Here is a 22,044-nt window from a genome sequence, read left to right as displayed (position 1 = left end):
CTGAAATATGGGGTACTTACAATATCATCCGACAAAATTTTCAGATTATCATCTAATAAATCTGCAATACCAATATTGTAGTAATTGCACAACTTTATTATATTTTCTAAAGAAGGCTTAGCAGATCCTGTTTCCCATTTATTATAAGCTGTCTGAGAGACTTGTAACTCATCAGCTACTTCTGCCTGACTAGACTTTTCCTGTTCTCTTAACTTTCTAAGTTTAATTGAAATTTTCATAACAAATGTGTTTTTAAGTCAAAAATATACTAAATATTTAAACAAAAACATAATATTTTAGTTATTAAAAAAACAACCAAAGTATATCATACTTAAATAAATAATTAGTCACATTTGAGAAAAGTTATCGCGAAAACTTATGGTCAGAAGATGCTGAAAAATGACCTTAAAAAAGAAAGTAGGCTTACTAAAATCATTAAATACTTGTTAATATGAAAAAGAAAACAATTATTTTAAGCACCGCAGTTTTCTTAACATTTACTGTAGGGATAGCTCTGTTAGAGGCCAAATTTTTTGGTTCAGAAACTGTTTTAGGAAAACGTATGTGGATGGGAGGAGATAGATATGAAGCTCCTGTATTGAAAAAAAGTTATGTTTTCTGGATTCCCACTGGAGTAAAGGCTACCGGAGATTGGGCTTCATGCATACCTGAATAGTAATTTAAAAGAGGAGAAATCCTCTTTTTATTTTAATCCAATTATGAAATATTTACTTTTATTTACGATTATTCCTTCATCATTTTTATTCTCTCAGGAAAAAATTATTGACACTATTTACATCACAAATAAAATAAAACTTACAGTAGATAAGTCATCCAGTTCTGTCAACATTGAAGATGATAAAGAGTTTGCAATAGAGTACACAAAGATTAAAGAGAACTGTTTCGTTGATAAATTAACAATTAATGTTAAGAATTATGAGCCTTTTTCTGATAGTCCGTCTATATTCCAATTAAAGTTCTACGCTGATAATGACGGAATAATTGGTGAAGAAATTAAAAATACAGCTTCTTTTTCTAAACATTTGTCAGGTATTAAAAGTGATTTTCAAATTATTTTTAAAATACATCCAACAATTAACCTTTCTACTGATAAGCCTTTCTTTATTGGAATTACTCTTCTAAAAAACAAAGCTGATAAAGTGAATAATAGAAAAACCAGATTATCTGTTTATTCTACCAAAAGTAAACATACTAAAATGTATATAAGAGGAAACGATATTAATTTTTGGATAGAAGACAGCTCATTGAAATTTGACAAATCGAATAAGGTATTATTTCCATCAATAAACGTTGATTCAAAATGTATAAAAAACTAGCACTCTTATTTCCCTTTATACAATTATTTAGTCAACACACCATTTATTTTAGGGAATTAGATTCTAATCTGCCAGTAAAATACTGTGAAATAAAGATTAATAATCGTGTCTTTTTTTCAGATTCTTTAGGTAAACTCAAAATGAAAACTTCAAAAGCTTTTGAGGTTGTTGACAACAGATACCAGAATATATCCGTCCGGGCAGCTTCAAAAGATTCCGTTATTCTATTACAAACCAAAGAGTATATCATTCCGGAAGTTGTAATTTCTTCATTAAAAACTTTAAACTTTGAAGATAGGATTAAAAGAAATTCTATTTACAATGTTTCTACAGGTTATCACTATGGAAAAATATTAAAGGGGAGCTTTAAGGATAATGCACAGTTAAAATCTATCACCCTATATCCTAAAAGAAAAATAACAAATCTATATTTTATAAAGCTGGATTTTTATGATTTTAGTAATAGTTCCAAATTAACCCTAAAGGAAAAATTAAACAAGGAAAACTTTATTATTCCTCTTTCAGATTTGTCAGTTCAAAAAGGAAAACTTTATATTGATTTAAGAAGATTCAATATAAGGTTAAAAAACAATGCTTTTTTTATCAGTATTCGGATAATTGCTGATATCGGAACCTATCAAGTCGAAAAAATAAATGATATAATAATGTCTTTATACACTTCAAAAACTAAAGAAGACATCTATACTGGTAGCTACGGTCCTAATGAAGAAATATGGAGTAAACACATCTATTCATCCTCAGACCCAATAGCTATAAGCTTCAGTATATTACAAGCTTATGATAATTAGAAATTCTTATAATAACCCCTTTTTCTTTTTTTGCCTTAAGACATATAGATAAAGGCTTTCCACTTTGGTTCTGGCCCATGGAGTTCTGCGGAGAAATTTTAAAGAAGAGGCAATACTCGGATCATGAGTAAAACAGCGGATATTAATTTGATTTCCCAGCTCTTCAAAACCCTTATAATAGTCTACCAATTCTTCCAGAATATCGACTAGTTTCTTTCCGTGTAAAGGATCTTTAGATTGCTGTTCCATCTTTTTTTGGCAAAAATAGGAAAATAAAAATTCCTGATATACTAATGCAAACAGGAAACCGTCTTTGATTGAAATAAAAATGCCCGGCAAAAAGCCGGGCGTTTATTTTTTAGTGACCTTCTGTACCGTCAACACCATGAGCGTGACCATGAGAAAGCTCTTCTTCTGTAGCAGGACGAGTTGATAAAACTTCAACATCGAAGTTTAATGTCTTACCAGCCATTGGGTGGTTAAGATCTGCGATTACAACCTCCGGAGTAACCTCTACAACGATAGCCTGAAAATTATTCCCCTGGTTATCAGATAAAGGAAGCATAGCTCCTACTGGTGGCATACCAGACTCTTTGAACATATCTACTGGTAATTGAGCCAATGCATTAGGATCTTTTTCACCATAAGCTTCTTCAGGAGCAATTGTGAAAGAAGTTTTATCACCTACTGTAAGACCTTTGATGTTTTCCTCGAATTTAGGAATCATCATTCCAACACCATATAAAAATGTTAATGGGTTTTCACTTGTTGTTTGCTCAACAAAAGTTTTCTCACCGTTTTCTTCAATTGTATGAAGTGTGTAGTTTAAAGCAACTACATGATTGTTGTCTATTGTCATGTTCTTTCTTTATAGGGACTTCCCCCTGTTATTGTATTATAATAGCATTTTATTGCTATCGTTATATGCAAAGATAATATTTTGATTTAAATGTAATCTGAAATAAAGATATGCTCAGCCTTTATATTTTTCTGGCTTTTGCCAAAAGTGGTATAGAGATTAGCCCCATAGACAACATAATAAATAGTTGAAGTGTATGCGATAAGAAAGCATAGCTTAAACCTACTTCGGCTCCAGCCTCAGGATCTTTGCCCCAAGCCAAAAAGAGTCCCATAACACCTAACTTCAATGCCAGGTGATATGCACCAATACCTCCAGAAGCCGGCACCATCATTCCTAATGTTCCTACTGTAATCAGGAAAAATCCGTCTGCAAACCCAAAGGAAGAAGTTTCGGGTAATGCAAAGCATATTAAATAAGCAGCAAAATAGTAACAAGTCCAGATCCCTGCTGAATACAGAAAAAACTTTGGCTTATTCTTTATCTGCACTATAGATTTCAATCCGTCTACAAGCCCTTTTCCAAAGTTTATAACTTTAGTATATATGGAAGTTTGCTGTAATTTTTTACGAAAAGCAATGTAAACTATGACTCCTAATCCTATGCAACCAGCTATTAACCATTTCCATGGAAAACCTTGTTCTTGCTGTGGTGTGTTCTCTTTCTGCTTTGTCAGATAATTATAGAAAGAGATCAGTGCTTCATATTTAAAGACTGCGGTAAGCAGCAAAAATAGCATCATGAAGAACAGATCTACCACCCTTTCCAGGATAATGGTTCCAAAAGATTTATCTACCGGAACTTTTTCTACACCATATAAAGCTGTTGCTCTTGCAACTTCTCCGCTTCGGGGAATAGTAAGATTCATTAAATAGCCGAAGGACAATGTCCAAAGCGCATTGGAGTTAGATATCTTATAGCCCATAGGCTCCAAAAACATATTCCAGCGAATAGCACGAATCCAGTATGCCATAATCCCGAAGACAAATGCTGCAAAAATCCAGAAATAGTTGGCTTTAACAAAAGCCTCTTTTATTTTTGAGAAATTGAGTCCTCTTGTAGCCAGCCACATAAAAAAAGCAGCAAACACTAAAGATATTCCAATAGTAAGGGCCGTCTTTAGTGTATTATTTTTTTTAGCCTCTGCCATTTATTAAGTTAACAGGTTAGTCTCTTCGTTCGGGAAAACTATTTTTGGCTGGAATGCCTGGGCTTCTTCCGGAGTCATTTGTGCATAAGCAATAATAATAATGACATCTCCTTTGTGTACTTTACGTGCTGCAGGTCCGTTCAGGCAGATTTCTCCTGAATTTCTCTTTCCTTTTATCACGTAAGTATCGAATCTTTCACCGTTATTCACATTTACAATGTAAACTCTTTCTCCCACAACAAGTCCTGCCGCATCAATAAGATCTTCGTCTATAGTAATACTACCTATATAATTAAGATCTGATTCAGTTACTTTAACTCTGTGAATTTTGGATTTAAAAACTTCTATTAGCATAATGCAAATTTACTGGTTTCCGGCGAAAGCCAAAAGAATTCTTGAAAGTATACATATTAAAAAAAAGAAACGTCAAAGGTAATATGACTACTGCTAACCTACATATAATGAGCCTTTTTCATAAAAATCATTAAATAAACCCCTATAAACACTTAAAATTTAAAATATGATAATTCAAAGCAAAATATTAACAATTCTTTAAAAATACGTTGTCATGGACGTTTGGCACACTTTTAGTTACTCGTAAAGCAGCATTTTAGTAAAAACATGCATTATTAAATTTCAATCCTTTGAGAAGTATTAGCATGCTTTTATTAAAAAAAAACACTAATTATTTGCATGAGACAAAATTTGTGTTATATTTGCTATTAGTTAAATTAAACTTTAAATATTATTTACTATGAACAAGTCTGAATTAATCGACGCAATTGCAAAGGATGCTGATATCACTAAAGTAGCAGCTAAGAAAGCATTAGAATCTTTCATTTCTAATGTATCTTCTACATTGAAGAAAAAAGATGGTAAAGTATCTTTAGTAGGTTTCGGAACTTTCTCCGTAGCTGAAAGAGCTGCTAGACAAGGTATCAACCCTTCTACAAAGAAACCAATTAAAATCGCTGCTAAAAAAGTAGCTAAATTTAAAGCTGGTTCTGAATTAGCAGAAGCTGTAAACGGTAAAAAGAAATAATACTAGTTTCTTAAAAGAAATTAAGCTGCCCGGTGGGCAGCTTTTTTTTATGATATCTCTTATAACCTTAGGGAGCCAGACGTTCAGTTTTCCAACTACCGTCTTTAGTTTTAGTATAAACAATACGGTCGTGTAATCTGTTAGGGCGTCCTTGCCAAAATTCAATCTCATAAGGTTTAGCAATATACCCTCCCCAATGTTCAGGTCTTTCTACTTCTTTATTTTCGAATAGCTTCTCCGTCTCAGCCAGCTTATCTTCAAGAAAATTTCTGTCCGGAATAACGCTGCTTTGTGGTGATACTACCGCACCAATCTGGCTACCACGAGGACGTGAATGGAAATAAGTATCGGAATCGTGTGCTGATGTTTTTACCATTTCAGCTTTAATAGTTACCTGACGCTCCAAAGAGGACCAAAAAAAGTGAAGACAAGCTTTAGGATTATGCGCTATAGCAGCTCCTTTGTAGCTATTATAATTGGTGAAAAACACAAATCCTTCTTCTGAATATTCTTTTAACAGAACGATTCTGGTTCTTGGGCAACCGTCTGCATCTACTGTGGAGACGTCCATTGCATTGGCCTCTACAACGCTTTTATCTTCCTCTGCTGCTTTCAGCCATATTTTGAACATTTCAAAAGGCGATTGTTCGATTTGACTTTCAAGCAATTCTGCTTTTTCATAAACTTTTCTTCTGTCGTGTAGGTTTTCCATCGAAAAAATATTATTTTTGAATATGAATAACTCCTACAAAGGTAAGATTTTAATCTCCACACCTGATATTTCCGGAGATATATTTTCCCGCTCTGTTGTCCTCATCATTGAACACAACGAATCAGGAGCCTTTGGCCTTATCCTTAATAAGAAAAATAATTTCCTGAGTAAACGCTTCAATAAAATCATGCAAAATGATATTGAGGTATATGAAGGCGGGCCTATATCTCAGGACAAAATATTCTTTATTATTCATGGAGAAAGAGCTACTTCTGTAAATTCTGAAATCAATGAAGACTACTACCTTACAGACAATGTTGAAGAGGTAATAGAGCTTATTGTAAAACAGGAACTGGAAACAAAAGACATCAAAATATTTTCCGGTTACTCCGGATGGTCTCCCCAGCAGCTTGAAGGCGAGGTAAAAAATAAAATGTGGACAGTTATAGAAGTTATTAATCTGGATTACACAGAATCCAATGACCAGAACTTGTGGAAAAAAATAATGCAGGGATTAGGCGGAGAATTTCTGTTATGGGCCAATGCACCTGAAGATATTTCTCAGAACTAATCAGGGGGTCATCATTTATAAATAACAATCAGAACTATTTTGAAACGAATTTATTTCAACAATGCGCTTAGTATTTTCAATATTACCAGTATCATTATTGGTGTAACCGCTGTTATCGGACTTAATTTTGTAAAAAACATATCTTATGAGCAGCTCTACTGGTACAAGATGACTGCGTATGCATTTATTGTTGTTGTATTTGGAAAAACCATTGTCCAGAATCTGATCCTGAAAAACTTTGTAGGCTGGAACAGCAAAACCCTTCAGATAAAAATTAATACCCGAAAGAATACGCTGATATACTTTAATGAAGTCAGTAAGTATTCCCTTACCCAAAAGATTCTGAACATTAAAACAGCATCCCAGGATTATTCTTTTGACTTAAAAGATTACCGGGACCGCGATGCTCAAAAAATCTTACGGATACTGAAAAAGTTTGCGAAAGCTTAGCTAAAACTATTTTGCCACTCTTCTAATAAGTTTGCAAATTTCGTTTTAGAAAACTCTTTATTTCTAATTTTTGTTACGTGGTGTATTCCACTCATTTCGGAAATCATAAGGACTTCATCCGCTTTCTGAGTTTCAAAGGCAATAATCTCGGCTTCTTCCAGAAGAGCCAATCCTTTTTTATCCAGAAAGGTTACGAATGATTCCAGCAATGGAGAGATATAAGCACCTTCAGTATGTTTCGGAACACGCAGTGTGTTATCCGTTAATAACAGAAGATTTCCTTGTGATGTTCTTGCAATTCTTTTATCAGGATTCAATAATATAACATCATCCAGATCATTTTCGGATGCATAGATTCCTGCATATATATTTTCCGGAGAATGCACATGAATATTGCTCAGAAGATTTGTATTAACATTAATCTCCTTTATAAGATCCATTTCATAGTCTTTAGCACTTGTTAAAACATCTTCTGCTTCCTCTGCCTCAAAATAATATTCTACTTCATTTTTAGCCAGATTAGAGCCATTATTCCCTCTGTAAGCAAAGAATCGGACAATAGCATTCTTTATTCCTTTATCAATTACTTCTTCCTGAAACAATTGTTTAAAAAATTCAAGTGTGTAAGACTGTGGAATATTTAGTCTGAGCTTCCGCATAGAAGCCATAAGATAGAAATAGCATTCTTCTGCCAGAATAAGCTCGTTATTTCTGATATAAAAAGAAACCCATACTCCGTCACCGAACAAAAAAGCCCGGTTAGCCGGGTCTTTTTGTATATTTTGAAAATTCTTAATCATGATGTTTTAAGCCGCACCTAATTTTATCTGTAGATTTTCGATAAGATTATCCCAGTACTGTCGTACCTCTTCTTCATCCCCTTCATCTGCAAAATCTGTAACGTTAAGAGAGAGGTCATTGGTGATCTCATCAATAACGATAGTCAATTCAAAAAAATTCTTTGTCCCTTCATCTGCCTCCCATCTGTATCTTACAAAACTTTCTGGTTTATAACGAATCATGGTAGCTTTTTCGGGTTCCCCTCCATTCCAGCTGAAATAGAAATCATCTCCTTTTTCCACAACATCATCCGCAAACCATTCCGCCAGTCCTTCACCACTTGCTAGATATTCATACAAGATCTCTGATTGACAATGCATTGGATACTCAAAATGTACTTTTGTTTTCGCCATAAATTACCAACTTTTGGTTGCGCAATATATAAATTAGTTTATACTTTAACAATAGTGGGAGAAGAAAATCTCAATTAATTTTCATTGAGAGCGTCTATTATGATCTTACACCCCTTTTTTATCTCTTCATCGGTGATTATCAGAGGCGGAGTAATGCGCATAAAATTATTTTTATAAAGTTGCCAGAATACAATAAGTCCATTTTCCATACAACGTTTTGCCACATCCAGACAGTACTCGGGAGTTCCAAGATCTACAGCCAACATAAGTCCCATTCCGTTAATCTTTTTAATCTTCGGATGCACCAATAATTCTCTGAAAAGCTGCTCTTTTCTATACATTTCATCCATCACTCCGGATTCCAGTACTTCAGATAGAGTAGCATGAGATGCCGCTGCGACTAACGGATTTCCACCAAATGTTGTAATATGTCCTAATTTTGGAGAGTGTGAAAGTGTCTGCATAACTTCGGCACTGGCCATAAATGCTCCTACAGGAACACCTCCTCCCATTCCTTTACCCATCACTAAGATGTCCGGAACAATTCCGAAATGTTCGAAAGCAAAGAGTTTTCCGGTTCTTCCGAATCCAGGCTGAATTTCGTCAAGAATTAGTAATGCACCAACTTCTTCACATCTTCTTTTTAACTTTATAAAGAATTCATTTTCCGGCATAATAAATCCGGCAGCACCCTGAATTGTTTCAACAATTACTCCTGCTGTTTTTTCTGTAATCTGCTCCAGATCTTTTTCTTCATTAAACCCAATAAAGTTAATCATCGGTAACAAAGGACGGTACTCTCTTTTATGTGTCTCATTACCGGAAACACTTAGTGCACCGTGGGTATTTCCATGATAGGAATCTTTAAAGGAAATAATTTCCTCGCGGCCAGTGTATCTTTTGGCTAATTTCAATGCTCCGTCAATAGCTTCTGCTCCCGAGTTTACCAAATAAGTAACTTCCAGCGGGGCAGGTGTAGCATCGGCTAAAAGCTGACAAAGTGCAACAGGTTTTTCCTGTGCATATTCTCCATACACCATTACGTGAAGGTATCTGTCTGTTTGCTCTTTAATAGCCTGAACAATTTTCGGATGGGAATGTCCCAATGTATTGGCAGAAACTCCTGCTACAAAATCCAGATAAGCTTTCCCGTCTTTACCATAAATATAACTTCCTTCTGCACGTTCCACTTCGAATCCTGAAGCAAATTGTGTTGTCTGCGCCTGATATTTATAAAACTCTTGTTTCATTTTAAAATTCTTGATTGATTTATTAAAAAATCAGATGAATACCCCCTTTTTCGTACTTCTATTTTGTACTTCGTAATTAAGATTATTCTTTTTTAACCCGTTTGGGTTCTTTTGCTTTCTGAGCATCTTCCTTGCTCTTAATAATTCCCTGAGCGGCATCATAAAGTGTATTATCCGAGGTATATTGTTTCTCCGGATAATTCGGGGTATCTAAGAATATATCCCGCCATCTCTGCAGCCGGTCTTTTGTATTCCAATTAAAATCCGGGAAAAATCTTTTCGCCTTTGCGACTTTACTCATAGGATACAAGTCGGTGAGTGCACCAATATTACATGTTATCGTTTGTACTTTTTTCTCTTCAAATTCAGTAATAATTTCGCCACAGGTAGAATATGCAATACCTATACGGTCTACCTTTTTGGTTTTCTCATCCTGATTATCAGCATATGTAATAGCCTGAGCATTTCCTTTTACTCTGGCTTCTTTCAACTGACCTTCCTGAAAGTAAATTGTCATAATCTTTCCTTTCACCTGGTTGAATTCATCTTTAAGATTCAATGAATCTACCTTGCTGATAGCAAAAGCGTCTCCCATCACTCGCACAGAATCAATACGCTGCATATCAGGTGTGGAATAAGCTCTGACAGTATCTCCGGTAACCTGTCTTTCACCAGCCCAGAAAATAGGTTTCCCAACAAAATGCATAATACCATCGGTTTCGTTATAAGCTAAAGAATCTGAACGTCCCTGCGCATTGGTTTTAAACATTCGGGCTTGCTTAAAAGCTCGCATATAGCTCTTCTTCTGCCCGGTTTTACTATCCAATTTCTGGTATGCCAGGATTTTCTTAGCAGCAATATATACAGAGTCGGTTTTCAGTACTTTTATAGCGTATGGCTTCTCCGTAATTACTGCAGAATCCGTTTTTTCATAAATTTCTCCGTAACCTCCCAGTATATACCTGTTCTCAGCAGGATCATCCAGTTTTACATTACCAATTGCTTTACCAAAACCTGTAATCTGATTAAAGTACATATCGTCTCCGGTAAGGATTTTTCCGTTATAGTGAATACGTGAGTTTTTCTTCAGATAGACTTCTTTAGAGTTCATCAGGTAACGTCCCTGCTCTGTATAAACATAATTGGAAGGATTCTTTTTATTGGTAACAGTTGTTGGCCCGTTAAATACAGCAACCCCTTCTCCCCGGAGATAGTTTACATTCTTTCCGTCTGTAATATATTCATCGTTTACAATACGGTAATTGGAATCGAAAACAATACGCTGCTCGTTAACATAATAAGTTCCGATTTTGGTTGTAATAACACTGTTGTCCTGATGAACATTAATGACCCCACCGTCATTAAAATATGCTGTATTTGCATTTCTGTCATAATACAACGTCTCTGTTTTAATGGTTTGCTTGGGATCTGTAAGTACAACATTACCTTTCGCAATAGCTTTTCTGGTATTACCATCATATTCCGCTTCATTGGACGTAAGATGCGTTCCGTCCGGATTGGTAATATCTATATTGCCTTTCGCTTTAATGAAGTTTTCTTTCTGATACAGAACAACCTCATCTCCCTTGAAGATACTTCCCTGGTGATGTACTTCCACATTACCTTTCAGGAAGGGATTTCCTTCATACAGCTCGGGGCGTACATTCGTACTATCTGCATGGATTAGCTTAATCTTTTCCGGAGTAGTACCAGGTTTTGTTTTCGGGGCACTACTCTGATTAAAGTAAGGGTCCTTTTTCAGAGGAGTCGTAGGAACAGTCTGCGCTGCCCCTGTGATATGGATAAGAAGAAATAGAAAAAGGATTCTTTTCATGAATGTGAAACGCTATTAAACCTTGAAACGCAAAGAGAGGCTTCTCTCCTTGCGCTTTATTTATAATATCTTTACGAGATTAGTTATCTTTTTTATACCCGTAGAAGTAAAGGGAATGACTGTCGATGCTTACACCAAATGCATTTTCTATAGCTTCTTTAATTCCCTGAATTCTCGGATCGCAAAATTCTATAATCTCATCAATTTCTTTATCAGATCCCGGCTTATAAACCACCAGATGATCGTGTTGCTTGTCGAAATATGATTTCTCATAAGAGGAAGAGGTAAGTGTCTTTTCCCCAAACTGATGCTTACGGATTAATCCTGCATCTAAAAAGATTTCGATCGTGTTGTAAATTGTTGCTTTTGAAACCTGATATTTCTTCTGAATCATCAACAAATACAAGTCATCTACATTAAAATGGTGATCCAGATTGTAGATTTCTTCGATAATAGCGTAACGTTCTGGTGTATTACGATACCCTTTATCCTGTAAATACTGTTTCAAAACACTCTTTACAGTTTCAATATTTTTTTCCTTTTGTTTTTGGTCCATCATAGTACAAATTTACAACATAAAAATTAATCTTCATCAAAACGATTAAAACCAACCTGTTTGATTTTGTGTACACGTACCGGATTATAAAGTAGCGGAGCTGACTCTACAACCACATTATGAGAAACTAAACCGAATGCAGTAAAGTCGTTACTACCCATTTTACGGACAAAATTATAAACATTCATAATAATTTTCTCACGAATCGTAAGAAGATAATCATTGATATAAACGTTGTCTATAATTACATATTTAAGATCCGGCGGTATATTATGAGCTCTCAGAGATGGATGGCTACTTCTGTCCGGAATAATTCCTTCATCTACCATATCCGTTAATACCTGTTGGAAGTAATCATTGATAAGCCTGTCTACCTTAAATCCTAAAATAAAATGTATGCGATAAATAGTTCCCGGAAGGATTTCATCTATTTTATACTCATAAGTATATGGATCTTCATGGTTTACAATATTCAGAATAAAATAATGATCAGCACGTTTAGGCTGGGAGCGAATCATAGAGTAGATAATCTTGGATTCTATTTCCTGTGTATTTTTAGCACGGCTGAAATAAGCCAAGTTTGTGGCATATTTAGGGATTGTTTCATCCAGTTTCATATCCTGGATAGTAGATATGTAATGCTCCAGTTTTACAAACTTGATGAATTTAGTTTTAATCATTCTTCCATTGTACCATGCATACATACAGACACCTATAAATCCGGCTAAGAATACAGTAATCCAGCCTCCTTCAAAGAACTTGATCACATTGGCACTAAAGAAACCTAGCTCTAAAGAAAGGTATACTAATGCAAATAACAAAACGAGCCACTTATTAATTCTTTTCTTGAAAAGGTAGAATACTAAAAGAACAGTTGTCATCAACATAGTTACAGTAATGGACAGACCATAGGCTGCCTCCATTTTACCTGATTCTTTAAAGTATAGTACAACAAAAATACAGAACACCAATAATCCCCAGTTTACTTTAGGAATATACATTTGCCCTTTCACCCCGGAAGGATAATCAATTTCTTGTAAAGGCCAGAAGTTAAGTGACATTGCCTCTGAGAAAATTGTAAATGATCCTGTAATCAACGCTTGACTGGCGATAATAGCGGCTGCAGTTGCCATAATTACTGCTGGTAGTACAAACCATTCCGGCATCATAGCAAAGAAAGGATTTTCTCCGGCAAAAACTTGTTGATAGTTTCCTACTAACCATGCCCCTTGCCCAAGATAGTTAAGAATAAGACAGATTTTTACAAACACCCAACTAACGCGGATATTCTTGATACCACAGTGTCCAAGATCCGAGTATAAAGCCTCAGCTCCTGTTGTACACAGGAAAACTGCTCCAAGAATAACAATAATGGAAGGTGATGTGATTATAAGCCTTACTGCATAGTAAGGATTTAATGCTTTTAGAATTTGTGGATAATCGAAAAGATGGATTATTCCCAATACTCCCAACATAAGGAACCAGATCGTCATTACCGGCCCAAAAAACTTACCAATAAAGCTTGTTCCAAACTGTTGTATGGTAAAGATTACCACTAATACAATAAGTGTAATCGTAACCACAGGTGTTTCAGGATTATATATTTCAAGACCTTCTATAGCTGCCATTACGGTAAGAGAAGGTGTAATAACTCCGTCTGCAATAAGCGTTGCCGCTCCTATAATTGCAATAATATAGAGCCACTTCTTCTTCAGGTTTTTCACCAGTGAGAAAAGTGCCAGAATACCACCCTCACCTTTGTTATCAGCCCGGAGGGAAATTAGTACATATTTAATTGTAGTCTGAATGGTCAGTGTCCAGATGATACATGAGAGTGCTCCTTCCAGGAAGATTGGATCCAGTGTCCCGGATTCTTTTCGGGCATTTACAATAGCCTTCATTACGTATAACGGAGAGGTTCCGATATCTCCGAAAACAATCCCTAATGACACTAAAACACCTATGAAGGTTAACTTCTTGGTATCGATATGTGCATTCAGTCCTAACATATTTTAAAATATAAAAATTAGCGCAAATTTATAAGAAATTACCCCTAAGTTGTATAAATTTATTTGACAAAATTAAAAAACCTTCCGGAAAGGAAGGTTTTAATATCTGTTAATCTACATTATTATTGCTTAACGTACATTGCATTTTTAATCTCAGCTTTGACTTTTTCCAGTTTAGGGAACCATTCCGCAAATAATGCTGCAGAATATGGAGCTGGTGCATCCGGAGTTGTGATTCTCTTGATTGGAGCATCTAAGTAATCAAATGCTTTTTGCTGCACCATATAAGTAATCTCAGAAGCTACAGAAGCGAATGGCCAAGCTTCTTCTAAAATTACCAAACGGTTAGTTTTCTTTACAGAAGCTAAAACAGTATCATAATCTAAAGGACGTACTGTTCTAAGATCGATAACCTCTACAGAAATACCTTCTTTTTCTAAATCTTCAGCCGCCTGAATAGCTAACTTCATAATTTTACCGAAAGATACTAAAGTAACATCTGTACCCTCTTTCTTGATATCGGCTTTACCAATTGGGATATAGTACTCCTCCTCAGGAATTTCCATTTTATCACCATACATTTGCTCAGATTCCATGAAGATAACAGGATCATTATCCTGAATAGCTGTCTTCAAAAGACCTTTCGCATCATATGGGTTAGATGGTACTACTACTTTTAGTCCCGGGCAGTTTGCATACCAGCTTTCTAATGCCTGAGAGTGAGTTGCTCCTAACTGACCTGCAGAAGCTGTAGGTCCACGGAAAACGATTGGACAGTTCCACTGACCACCACTCATCTGGAAAATTTTAGCTGCATTGTTAATGATCTGATCAATACCCACTAAAGAGAAATTGAAAGTCATGAATTCAACGATCGGACGGCATCCGTTCATTGCCGCACCTACAGAGATACCTGCGAAACCAAGCTCAGCAATCGGAGTATCGATAATTCTGTCTGGTCCGAATTCTGCTAACATACCTTTAGATGCTTTATAAGCACCATTGTATTCTGCAACCTCCTCACCCATTAAATATATTGACTGGTCTTTGCGCATTTCCTCGCTCATTGCCTGTGCAATTACCTCACGAAAAGTATATTCTGCCATAATTTTTAATTAATTTGAAAGTACAAAAATAACCATTTTCATTTTATTATGCATTACTTTCTTCTAATTTGGTCAGTTCTTTATAATTAGCCCTTAATTTATGGAGGATATTTCCATAAGATCTTTTATAAATTGAATAGATAATAAACACTACAAAGCACAGTCCTATCCCAAATATTACATAGCCTGTTAATCCTGGGATCAAACTCTCTGGATCAACTGAGTTTCTGGGAAGTTCATTCCAACCTTCCCTAAATCCAGCCATTGCATGCTGTGTATAATTTTTGTAGTTAATAATATTATCGAATATAATAAGCAGACCAGATATAATGGCATATCCCAAAATAATTGTTCTTAGCCTGAAAATATTTTGCATCAATTCTTTTACATCACGATTAGCATTCAATCTGTAATAGAAATATAGAATTAACAGAAAAAATAACAGAAAAATTATAAGCCTGTAGACCGAAAAAGATCTATCTGCATAATAAAAAGCAGTCCACAACATCGCCTCAGCAAAACCTGTTAACAATAAAATTTTTGTAATTGACATTGTCTTCTTCCTGATCATTCCATATATATCTTTAGTTGAGTATGTTCTAAAATTTTCAGACTCATTATTCCAGTCCTTTTTCAATAACTCCAGTTCATCCATAGCCATTATTTTTTAACAAGTGATTTCAGATTATTTTTAGCTCTGCTCATTTTAACACGGGCATTTCCTTCTGTTATTCCCAGAATGTCTCCTATTTCTCTGTAACTTTTATCATCCAGATACATCATAATTAATGCTCTCTCTATATCAGAAAGTTTATGAATCATTTTATACATATTCCTGATTTTATCTTCATCATCAATATACTCATCACACTCTATTTTCAATGAAACAAAATCGACATCTGATTGTGCCCGAATCTTCCTGTCTGATTTCCGAAATAATGATATTGCAGTATTCAGCGCTATACGATACATCCATGTAGAGAATTTTGCTTCACCTCTGTATCCCGAAAAAGATTTCCACAGTTGCAACGTTATTTCCTGAAAAAGGTCTTCATGATCTACTTCATTATCAGTATAAATTCTACATACCTTATGGATCAACCTCTGGTTTTCCGTAATCTGCTTTACAAAATTTTCTTCTTGCTTACTCTGCATACTCTATAAGTGTATTGTTTTATTTTTCGTTACACTTTTTCAATAAAAAAAGCATCAAATTTCTTTGATGCTTTTCATGAATATATTTGATAAATATTAATCTACTTTATACCAAGTTTGAGATCTTCCTAATGCTGAGAATCCAATATAACCTCTTACATTAAGCTTGTCTTCACCTTCTTTTTTGATTGTACACTTATATGTCTTACCATTTTTAGGGTCAGTAATCGTTCCTTTTGTAAACTCGCTTCCGTCTTTAGACAGTCCTCTGATTACTTCCATACCAAGGATAGGTTTATCTTTACGATCATCCTTACAGCCAGAGCAGTTAGGATCTGCAGGTTTTATTAATAACTGGATTACTTTACCATAATATTTACCATCCGATTTTTTAAAAATCTCGACGATAGACTTAGGCTTTCCTGTTTCATCGTCTATAGTCTTCCATTTTCCTTCAATCTGTGCATAAGATAACACACTGAAAAATATTGCAACAAGGCTAAAGATTATTTTTTTCATTTTCATATAAATTTGTTTAAAGATAATTATTTATCTGAATTAAACAATCTTTAAAGTTATTTTTTACATAGTTTCTCGCAAATACAGTTATTGTTAAACGGCTATTTATTTATAAACCTTTTCCTTATTACCTTCTTAGTTAGTTTTGTCTATAGTTTCTTTTGCAGCAGTTTTACCGGGTGAATCGTGTTTAACACCCAATTATACCTGATAATTCATAATTCCTCCCTATTTTTGTTGCATGAATTTTATCCGGAATAATTTTGCAAATGCTCTGACACTTGGAAACCTGTTTTTCGGCAGTGTTGGTGCTATCCAGCTTGTACTGGGGGATTATAAAACTACAGCTTTATGTATTATCTGTTCCCTTGTACTGGACTTTTTCGATGGTTTTGTAGCTAGGGCACTAAAAGCAAACAGCGACCTTGGTGTCCAGCTGGACTCTCTTGCAGATATGGTTAGTTTTGGTTTTCTTCCGGGATTAACAATGTATAAAGCTCTGGAAGGTTTCGGAGACCAGGCATTTGGAATAAGTCTTCCTTTCGATATTAAATATATAGGTCTTCTGGTTACTCTTTTCTCGTGTCTGCGCCTGGCTATTTTTAACCTTGACGAAGACCAGAAATATTACTTCAAAGGACTTAATACTCCTAGCAATACTATTCTGCTGTTCGGTATGTATTATGCATTCAGAGAAAAGCACGCATTTTCATTTTTATTCGAAAATGCAGGATTACTTATAATACTAAGCCTTTTATGTTCTTGGTTGCTGATAAGCCCTATAAAAATGATTGCAATGAAATTCAAATCCATGAAGCTACAGGATAATTATCCTAAAGTAGCATTATTGGCAGGGTGTATTATACTTCTTTCTGTATTCGGAATTACAGGCATACCACTTTGTATGATCTATTACATCGCTGTTTCTTTATTATTTCAAAAAAATTTAACGCAAATATGAATTTAAAATTACATAAACCTCTTTGTATTTTCGACCTGGAGACCACAGGTATTAACATATCTAAAGACCGTATCGTTGAAATCTGCATCCTAAAAGTTTTCCCGGATGCCTCACGTGAATCCAAAACATGGCTGGTAAATCCGGAAATGCCTATTCCTAAAGAATCCAGTGATATTCATGGAATTACAGACGAAATGGTAGCAGACAAACCTACATTAAAAGAGATTGCTCCTAAAATCATTGATATGATTAAGGATTCCGATTTAGGAGGTTTCAATTCCAACAGATTTGATATTCCTTTACTAGCAGAAGAACTATTAAGAGTTGGCTTCGACTTCGACCTGTCAAAACATAAACCAATCGATGTACAGACTATTTTCCATAAGATGGAACCTCGAAATCTTTCCGCTGCATATCAATTCTATTGTGGAAAATCTCTGGAGAATGCCCATTCTGCAGAAGCAGATACTCTGGCAACTTTCGAAATATTAGATGCACAGGTGGGTAAATATGATGAATTAGGGGATGATGCACATTCTTTAAGCGAATTTTCCTTCCATAAAAGAAGTGCTGATTTAGCTGGTTTTATTATCTACAATGATAAGGAAGAGGAGATGTTCTCTTTTGGAAAATACAAAGGACAAAAAGTACTGGATGTATTCGATAAAGATCCTGGTTACTTCGGATGGATACAAAATGCAGACTTCCCGTTGTATACCAAAAAGATATTAACAGCTATAAAGCTGAAAAGTAAATTTTAATGAATAATTGCTAATATGAGTATATACTCTCTATAGCTAATACTAAACAATATGAAGATAATTTGTGTCGGCAGAAATTATACAGAACATGCCAAAGAACTAAAAAATGAAATTCCTACAGAGCCTGTTTTATTTATAAAACCCGACACTTCGGTTCTAAAGGGTTCGGACTTCTATATTCCTGAGTTTTCTAACGATATTCATTATGAGCTGGAACTGGTAATCAAAATATCCAAAGGAGGAAAATACATTCAGGAGGAAAGTGCTGCAAAGCACTACGAGCAAATTGGTCTGGGAATAGACTTTACAGCCAGAGATTTGCAGAGTAAGCTAAAAGAAAAAGGATTACCGTGGGAGAAAGCCAAAGGGTTTGACGGTTCAGCTGTTGTAAGTGATTTCTTTCCGGTTGGAAATTTCAATACAGAAGAAATCCATTTTGAGCTGAAAAAAAATAATCAGACTGTTCAGGAAGGCAATTCTAAAGACATGATTTTCGACATTAATAAGCTTATAGCCAATATCTCACAATATTTCACACTTCGTGTTGGTGACCTTATCTTTACGGGTACACCTGCAGGCGTTGGCAAAGTTGAAGAAAATGATATATTAGATGCTTATCTGGAAAATGAGAAGCTTTTTAGTGTAAAAGTCCATTAATTTTCTTAATTTAGTAAGAAAGAAAGCTTATGAAAACAATTGTTCTGCCAATAGATTTTTCAGAAAGATCTGAATACCTAATTGACGAGGCTGTAAAATTTGCTAAGGAGGTAAATGCTAAAATAAGCCTTATCCATGTTGCTCCACTAGATATTGGATTTGCTATTGGTGATATGGGTTTCCAATATTTTCCTGAAATAGAAAAATCCGAAATAAAAGAAGAGCTGTTACAGCTAAACCGTCTGGAGCAAAGAATTATTGCACAGGATATAGACTGCGATCACCTTCTAAAACAAGGCGAAGCATCCTCTATTATTCTGGAATTTGCTGAAGAAAAAAATGCCGACTACATTGTAATCGGTTCTCACGGACGAAGCGGTATGTACGATGTATTTATTGGCAGCCTAACAAAGTCCATTACTAAGAAATCCAGCATTCCGGTATTGGTTGTCCCGATACATGATGCTAAATAAAAATAAAATATGAAGAGTAAGGTTATACCTTACTCTTTTGTTTTGTAGTACCCGCTTCTACCTCCCGCTGGTAAGCAAAAATAAGATTCTTTAGCTCGTTGCAGGTATTCAGGTAATCCAGAAATATTGCATTAAGCTCCTCGACTTTTCCCTGAGTAAGTTCAGGATTAATCTCATCATATTTTTTCCGGAGTTTTCGGAGATTCCGGGCATGATCTTCTTTGGATATAAGTCTCATAACTATAATTATTTTAGCGTTCAGACAATTTTATCATACACTCTTTATACAGTGCATTGGAATTAATTAAGCGTGCAATTGCTTTTTCGTAGCGTATGTACATAAACTGCAGTTTCTCTTCTGCTTCAATGTCTTGCAACTTTCGTATACGTTCGATATTCTTAAAATGTTCAAAAGCTGTTATTCCTTTCATAATGGTATTTTTATAAAATTTTCAGGTTTTTCACTTTCTGCCAGAATGCGGAAAACTATATTTTTTGTGTTGTGGCTTTTTGTTTTTAAGTTGCTACTTGCCTGTCCTGTTATCACTAATAATGCGGAGGCTAATAGTGTTTCGTCTTTACTCCCCAATGGTTGTAACGGAAGCTGTGCATATTCGTCTGCAATAAGAGCAGGTTCGATTCCTGAGGTATAATTTCCGGAATCCAGAATATTAAATATTTTGTACACCATAGGATAAATGACCCATTTATTTTCAGGCGTTTCAGTATCAGATAATGTAAATGCCGCCATATCCTTACCCAGCGTCTTATCACCAATTTGAGTAACTTTAATATAGGGCTTAAGATTATTAATAACCACCTCAGCAGCTGAAGCGGTATTAGCAGAAGTAATAATATAGACTTCTGACAAAGATAATGCAGAAGCTTTCAGAGCATCAAAGCTTATATTCTGATTCCCATTTGCAAATGCCTGATCAATTGAATGACTTACTGTTCCGCCGTTTTTATTTCCTTTATAAACGATAAAAGGTGTTCCAGATTTTAGCTTACCCGTTATCAGCGCACAAAGTGCTGCAGCCGATGAAACAGAGCCTCCACCGTTATAGCGCAGATCTAATATCAGGTGACGAATATTTTGTCCCTTAAATTCCTGAAACGGTTTTACTAATGAACTTGCTAACCCGTCCTGAAAATCGGCAAGATAAAGATAACCTGCTTTATCATTATTTACCTCTAGTATTTTAGACAATAAAGGCTGATTAAAGCTAAGCATCGCCTGAACATCTACCGAACGCTTAAAGACCAGCTGGTTATCTTTTAACTCAGCGATCTTCAATGATAAAGTTCGTGATCCGGAGACCATTGCCATTATCTTATTAATATTTTCCGGACTAACGTTAAGCTCATTAATTCCGGTAATAATATCTCCACGCTGTAATCCTGCACGTTTTGCAGGTGAATCTTCCAATACCATTTTTACAAGTGCAAAAGTAAGCTGATTCTGTTGCTGTATTACAGAAAAATCAAAACCAAATAAGGTACGTACAGATTGCGGAATAGTTCCCGGATCATCTTTTTTTATAGCTACAGAAAACTGATCCTCTTTTGTCAACAAACTTTTGAAGTAATCTTTAGGATTTTGATCAATGTTTGTTTGCGAAGGTATTTGATCTGCCCACAGATAATAGCGCTGCATAGTCTTCAGCATCCACTGATTGACCTGTTGGCTGCTCCCTGCCGGATATGTACTAAGCATATCCTCATCTGCCCGACAAGAATATAATATTGTGAATAAAATAGTATAACACAACAAAGACCATCGCATTAACTTTTTCATTTTCTAACTATTAATTTGTAAGTAAAAATCCTTCAAATATCAAAAGTTGGCATTACCTATATTTTAATTTAGTATTAAATCTGTTTAATTTAAATATTGTGTAAGCTCAGTACCCTGTATCCCAGTTATTTCACTATCTCCGGTTTCCTGAATTAGCATCATTAAACCTTTATCTCTTACAGAATTCTGATTAATTCTTGAGTTTATCGTAGATACATAAGAAATTTTTGTTCCGGGCTTTACAAGTGCTATTGTAAAAGCCGTATTTTGTGTTGGTACAGCTAAATCCAGATATACCTGCCCGTCATTATTAAATTTTGCTCTTGTAATATCTGTAGTTTTCCCCAATCTGGTTGCAAAAACATAAATTTCAATATCTGAAAGCGGTGTTTTGGTTATTCTCCTCTCCGAAAAATCGAGTAGGATCCCAACATTACCGATGGTCGGTTTGGGAACATCGGGTATTTTATCTATAAGGGTTGTACCATCGTAAAAAAACTTGAAATTATTATTAAAGGTATTTCCCTCATAATTCCTGGTTGTCAGCACCTTTCCTTTTCCGTCTACAAGGCTAAAAACAGACGGAGCAAATGCATCAACATTTTTATCTACAGCATTTTTGAAATATTTTTTATTTCCATCGTCTGTGGTAACAATGGTATTCCCCATTATTATTTGTAACGAATCTTTTGCAATATACCCTTTGATATTTACCTTCATTACTTTTCTATCTGGGTAATATTCCCTTTGGTCATCAGAACAGGAAGTAAATACAATAAAAAAGAAAAGGATATAAAGAAAAGAATATAGATTTTGCTTTGTTTTCATAAAATTGATTTTAG

General features: G+C 35.0%; 30 protein-coding genes. 10 read left to right on the top strand and 20 right to left on the bottom strand.

Translation table 11 applies throughout. The features are described from left to right. A partial coding sequence (locus tag BAZ10_RS10700) for a helix-turn-helix transcriptional regulator (RefSeq protein ID WP_131828794.1) occupies nt 1-239 on the bottom strand: 239 nt, incomplete at its 3' end. Between the two features lie 212 nt (nt 240-451). Here BAZ10_RS10700 and BAZ10_RS10695 point away from each other — a divergent pair. The 3 genes from BAZ10_RS10695 (at nt 452) to BAZ10_RS10685 (ending at nt 2,146) form a co-directional block, all read left to right on the top strand. Beyond that, nucleotides 452-676: a hypothetical protein gene (locus tag BAZ10_RS10695; RefSeq protein ID WP_078772038.1), complete on the top strand. Its 225-nt coding sequence runs from the start codon at nt 452-454 to the stop codon at nt 674-676. Between the two features lie 43 nt (nt 677-719). Next, complete coding sequence (locus BAZ10_RS10690; protein ID WP_078772037.1) at nt 720-1,337, top strand: hypothetical protein; 618 nt, start codon at nt 720-722, stop codon at nt 1,335-1,337. Nucleotides 1,338-1,477: 140 nt separating this feature from the next. Then, nucleotides 1,478-2,146: a hypothetical protein gene (locus tag BAZ10_RS10685; RefSeq protein ID WP_245803797.1), complete on the top strand. Its 669-nt coding sequence runs from the start codon at nt 1,478-1,480 to the stop codon at nt 2,144-2,146. 6 nt (nt 2,147-2,152) lie between these two features. On the opposite strand, the gene BAZ10_RS10680 is transcribed toward BAZ10_RS10685, so the two are convergent. From BAZ10_RS10680 to panD, 4 genes are all read right to left on the bottom strand, one after another. Beyond that, a complete protein-coding gene (locus BAZ10_RS10680; RefSeq protein ID WP_059326106.1) occupies nt 2,153-2,395 on the bottom strand; it encodes a VF530 family protein in 243 nt (80 codons plus the stop codon). 109 nt (nt 2,396-2,504) lie between these two features. Further along, a complete protein-coding gene (locus BAZ10_RS10675) occupies nt 2,505-3,005 on the bottom strand; it encodes an FKBP-type peptidyl-prolyl cis-trans isomerase (protein ID WP_034869468.1) in 501 nt (166 codons plus the stop codon). Nucleotides 3,006-3,126: 121 nt separating this feature from the next. Continuing rightward, a complete protein-coding gene (locus tag BAZ10_RS10670; RefSeq protein WP_078772035.1) occupies nt 3,127-4,155 on the bottom strand; it encodes a lysylphosphatidylglycerol synthase transmembrane domain-containing protein in 1,029 nt (342 codons plus the stop codon). A gap of 3 nt (nt 4,156-4,158) precedes the next feature. Further along, nucleotides 4,159-4,509 carry an aspartate 1-decarboxylase gene (panD, locus tag BAZ10_RS10665; protein WP_078772034.1) on the bottom strand — a complete coding sequence of 117 codons (351 nt, stop codon included), beginning with the start codon at nt 4,507-4,509 and terminating at the stop codon, nt 4,159-4,161. A gap of 400 nt (nt 4,510-4,909) precedes the next feature. Here panD and BAZ10_RS10660 point away from each other — a divergent pair, with 400 nt between their 5' ends. Then, nucleotides 4,910-5,197 (top strand): HU family DNA-binding protein, encoded by a 288-nt coding sequence (locus tag BAZ10_RS10660; protein WP_009085846.1) that lies wholly within the window; start codon nt 4,910-4,912, stop codon nt 5,195-5,197. Nucleotides 5,198-5,264: 67 nt separating this feature from the next. Here BAZ10_RS10660 and pdxH read toward each other — a convergent pair whose 3' ends face one another. After that, nucleotides 5,265-5,909 (bottom strand): pyridoxamine 5'-phosphate oxidase, encoded by a 645-nt coding sequence (gene pdxH / locus BAZ10_RS10655; RefSeq protein ID WP_078772033.1) that lies wholly within the window; start codon nt 5,907-5,909, stop codon nt 5,265-5,267. Between the two features lie 22 nt (nt 5,910-5,931). Between pdxH and BAZ10_RS10650 the strand changes: the two genes are divergently transcribed. Together BAZ10_RS10650 and BAZ10_RS10645 are read left to right on the top strand one after the other, a co-directional pair. Beyond that, complete coding sequence (locus BAZ10_RS10650) at nt 5,932-6,480, top strand: YqgE/AlgH family protein (protein WP_034869475.1); 549 nt, start codon at nt 5,932-5,934, stop codon at nt 6,478-6,480. A gap of 39 nt (nt 6,481-6,519) precedes the next feature. Further along, a complete protein-coding gene (locus tag BAZ10_RS10645; RefSeq protein WP_078772032.1) occupies nt 6,520-6,930 on the top strand; it encodes a hypothetical protein in 411 nt (136 codons plus the stop codon). Here the strand turns inward: BAZ10_RS10645 and BAZ10_RS10640 are convergent. The 10 genes from BAZ10_RS10640 to BAZ10_RS10595 all read right to left on the bottom strand — a co-directional run bounded on the left by BAZ10_RS10640 (nt 6,927) and on the right by BAZ10_RS10595 (nt 16,552). Further along, complete coding sequence (locus BAZ10_RS10640) at nt 6,927-7,730, bottom strand: aminotransferase class IV (protein WP_078772031.1); 804 nt, start codon at nt 7,728-7,730, stop codon at nt 6,927-6,929. The genes BAZ10_RS10645 and BAZ10_RS10640 overlap by 4 nt on opposite strands. Nucleotides 7,731-7,736: 6 nt before the next feature. After that, on the bottom strand, nt 7,737-8,123 hold the full coding sequence (locus BAZ10_RS10635; RefSeq protein WP_078772030.1) for an START-like domain-containing protein: 387 nt from the start codon (nt 8,121-8,123) through the stop codon (nt 7,737-7,739). Nucleotides 8,124-8,197: 74 nt separating this feature from the next. Then, on the bottom strand, nt 8,198-9,373 hold the full coding sequence (locus BAZ10_RS10630; protein WP_078772029.1) for an aspartate aminotransferase family protein: 1,176 nt from the start codon (nt 9,371-9,373) through the stop codon (nt 8,198-8,200). 82 nt (nt 9,374-9,455) lie between these two features. Continuing rightward, complete coding sequence (locus BAZ10_RS10625) at nt 9,456-11,207, bottom strand: OstA-like protein (RefSeq protein ID WP_078772028.1); 1,752 nt, start codon at nt 11,205-11,207, stop codon at nt 9,456-9,458. A gap of 79 nt (nt 11,208-11,286) precedes the next feature. Further along, the gene (locus BAZ10_RS10620; protein ID WP_009094261.1) at nt 11,287-11,766 is read right to left on the bottom strand and encodes a Fur family transcriptional regulator; all 480 of its coding nucleotides are present in this window, start codon (nt 11,764-11,766) and stop codon (nt 11,287-11,289) included. Between the two features lie 23 nt (nt 11,767-11,789). Then, nucleotides 11,790-13,772: a KUP/HAK/KT family potassium transporter gene (locus tag BAZ10_RS10615; protein WP_078772027.1), complete on the bottom strand. Its 1,983-nt coding sequence runs from the start codon at nt 13,770-13,772 to the stop codon at nt 11,790-11,792. A 122-nt stretch (nt 13,773-13,894) separates the two neighbouring features. Further along, nucleotides 13,895-14,878, bottom strand: coding sequence for a pyruvate dehydrogenase complex E1 component subunit beta (locus BAZ10_RS10610; protein WP_009085820.1), 984 nt, complete (start codon nt 14,876-14,878; stop codon nt 13,895-13,897). A 46-nt stretch (nt 14,879-14,924) separates the two neighbouring features. After that, nucleotides 14,925-15,533, bottom strand: coding sequence for a hypothetical protein (locus tag BAZ10_RS10605; protein WP_034848761.1), 609 nt, complete (start codon nt 15,531-15,533; stop codon nt 14,925-14,927). Nucleotides 15,534-15,538: 5 nt separating this feature from the next. Continuing rightward, on the bottom strand, nt 15,539-16,033 hold the full coding sequence (locus tag BAZ10_RS10600; protein WP_078772026.1) for an RNA polymerase sigma factor: 495 nt from the start codon (nt 16,031-16,033) through the stop codon (nt 15,539-15,541). A gap of 96 nt (nt 16,034-16,129) precedes the next feature. Then, the gene (locus tag BAZ10_RS10595) at nt 16,130-16,552 is read right to left on the bottom strand and encodes a DUF2147 domain-containing protein (RefSeq protein ID WP_078772050.1); all 423 of its coding nucleotides are present in this window, start codon (nt 16,550-16,552) and stop codon (nt 16,130-16,132) included. A gap of 241 nt (nt 16,553-16,793) precedes the next feature. Here BAZ10_RS10595 and BAZ10_RS10590 point away from each other — a divergent pair, with 241 nt between their 5' ends. From BAZ10_RS10590 to BAZ10_RS10575, 4 genes are read left to right on the top strand one after another with little or no spacing between them, the layout of a single operon-like run. After that, nucleotides 16,794-17,513: a CDP-alcohol phosphatidyltransferase family protein gene (locus BAZ10_RS10590; protein ID WP_078772025.1), complete on the top strand. Its 720-nt coding sequence runs from the start codon at nt 16,794-16,796 to the stop codon at nt 17,511-17,513. Next, nucleotides 17,510-18,274 (top strand): 3'-5' exonuclease, encoded by a 765-nt coding sequence (locus BAZ10_RS10585; protein WP_059326095.1) that lies wholly within the window; start codon nt 17,510-17,512, stop codon nt 18,272-18,274. The genes BAZ10_RS10590 and BAZ10_RS10585 overlap by 4 nt, the downstream gene beginning before the upstream one ends. 51 nt (nt 18,275-18,325) lie before the next feature. Continuing rightward, nucleotides 18,326-18,931, top strand: coding sequence for a fumarylacetoacetate hydrolase family protein (locus BAZ10_RS10580; protein ID WP_078772024.1), 606 nt, complete (start codon nt 18,326-18,328; stop codon nt 18,929-18,931). A 29-nt stretch (nt 18,932-18,960) separates the two neighbouring features. After that, complete coding sequence (locus tag BAZ10_RS10575) at nt 18,961-19,404, top strand: universal stress protein (RefSeq protein WP_009085808.1); 444 nt, start codon at nt 18,961-18,963, stop codon at nt 19,402-19,404. A 22-nt stretch (nt 19,405-19,426) separates the two neighbouring features. On the opposite strand, the gene BAZ10_RS10570 is transcribed toward BAZ10_RS10575, so the two are convergent. The 4 genes from BAZ10_RS10570 to BAZ10_RS10555 form a co-directional block, all read right to left on the bottom strand. Further along, nucleotides 19,427-19,642, bottom strand: coding sequence for a hypothetical protein (locus BAZ10_RS10570; RefSeq protein WP_034869499.1), 216 nt, complete (start codon nt 19,640-19,642; stop codon nt 19,427-19,429). Between the two features lie 13 nt (nt 19,643-19,655). After that, nucleotides 19,656-19,835 carry a hypothetical protein gene (locus tag BAZ10_RS10565; RefSeq protein WP_078772023.1) on the bottom strand — a complete coding sequence of 60 codons (180 nt, stop codon included), beginning with the start codon at nt 19,833-19,835 and terminating at the stop codon, nt 19,656-19,658. Beyond that, entirely contained in the window at nt 19,832-21,202 is a 1,371-nt protein-coding gene (locus tag BAZ10_RS10560; protein WP_245803796.1) for a S41 family peptidase, read from the bottom strand. The genes BAZ10_RS10565 and BAZ10_RS10560 overlap by 4 nt, the downstream gene beginning before the upstream one ends. 84 nt (nt 21,203-21,286) lie before the next feature. Then, a complete protein-coding gene (locus tag BAZ10_RS10555; RefSeq protein ID WP_078772021.1) occupies nt 21,287-22,030 on the bottom strand; it encodes a hypothetical protein in 744 nt (247 codons plus the stop codon). Between the last annotated feature and the right edge of the window lie 14 nt (nt 22,031-22,044).

The sequence above is a fragment of the Elizabethkingia occulta genome, assembly GCF_002023715.1.
Classification (GTDB): Bacteria; Bacteroidota; Bacteroidia; order Flavobacteriales; family Weeksellaceae; genus Elizabethkingia; species Elizabethkingia occulta.
This window is presented reverse-complemented; position numbering and strand designations above follow the sequence as displayed.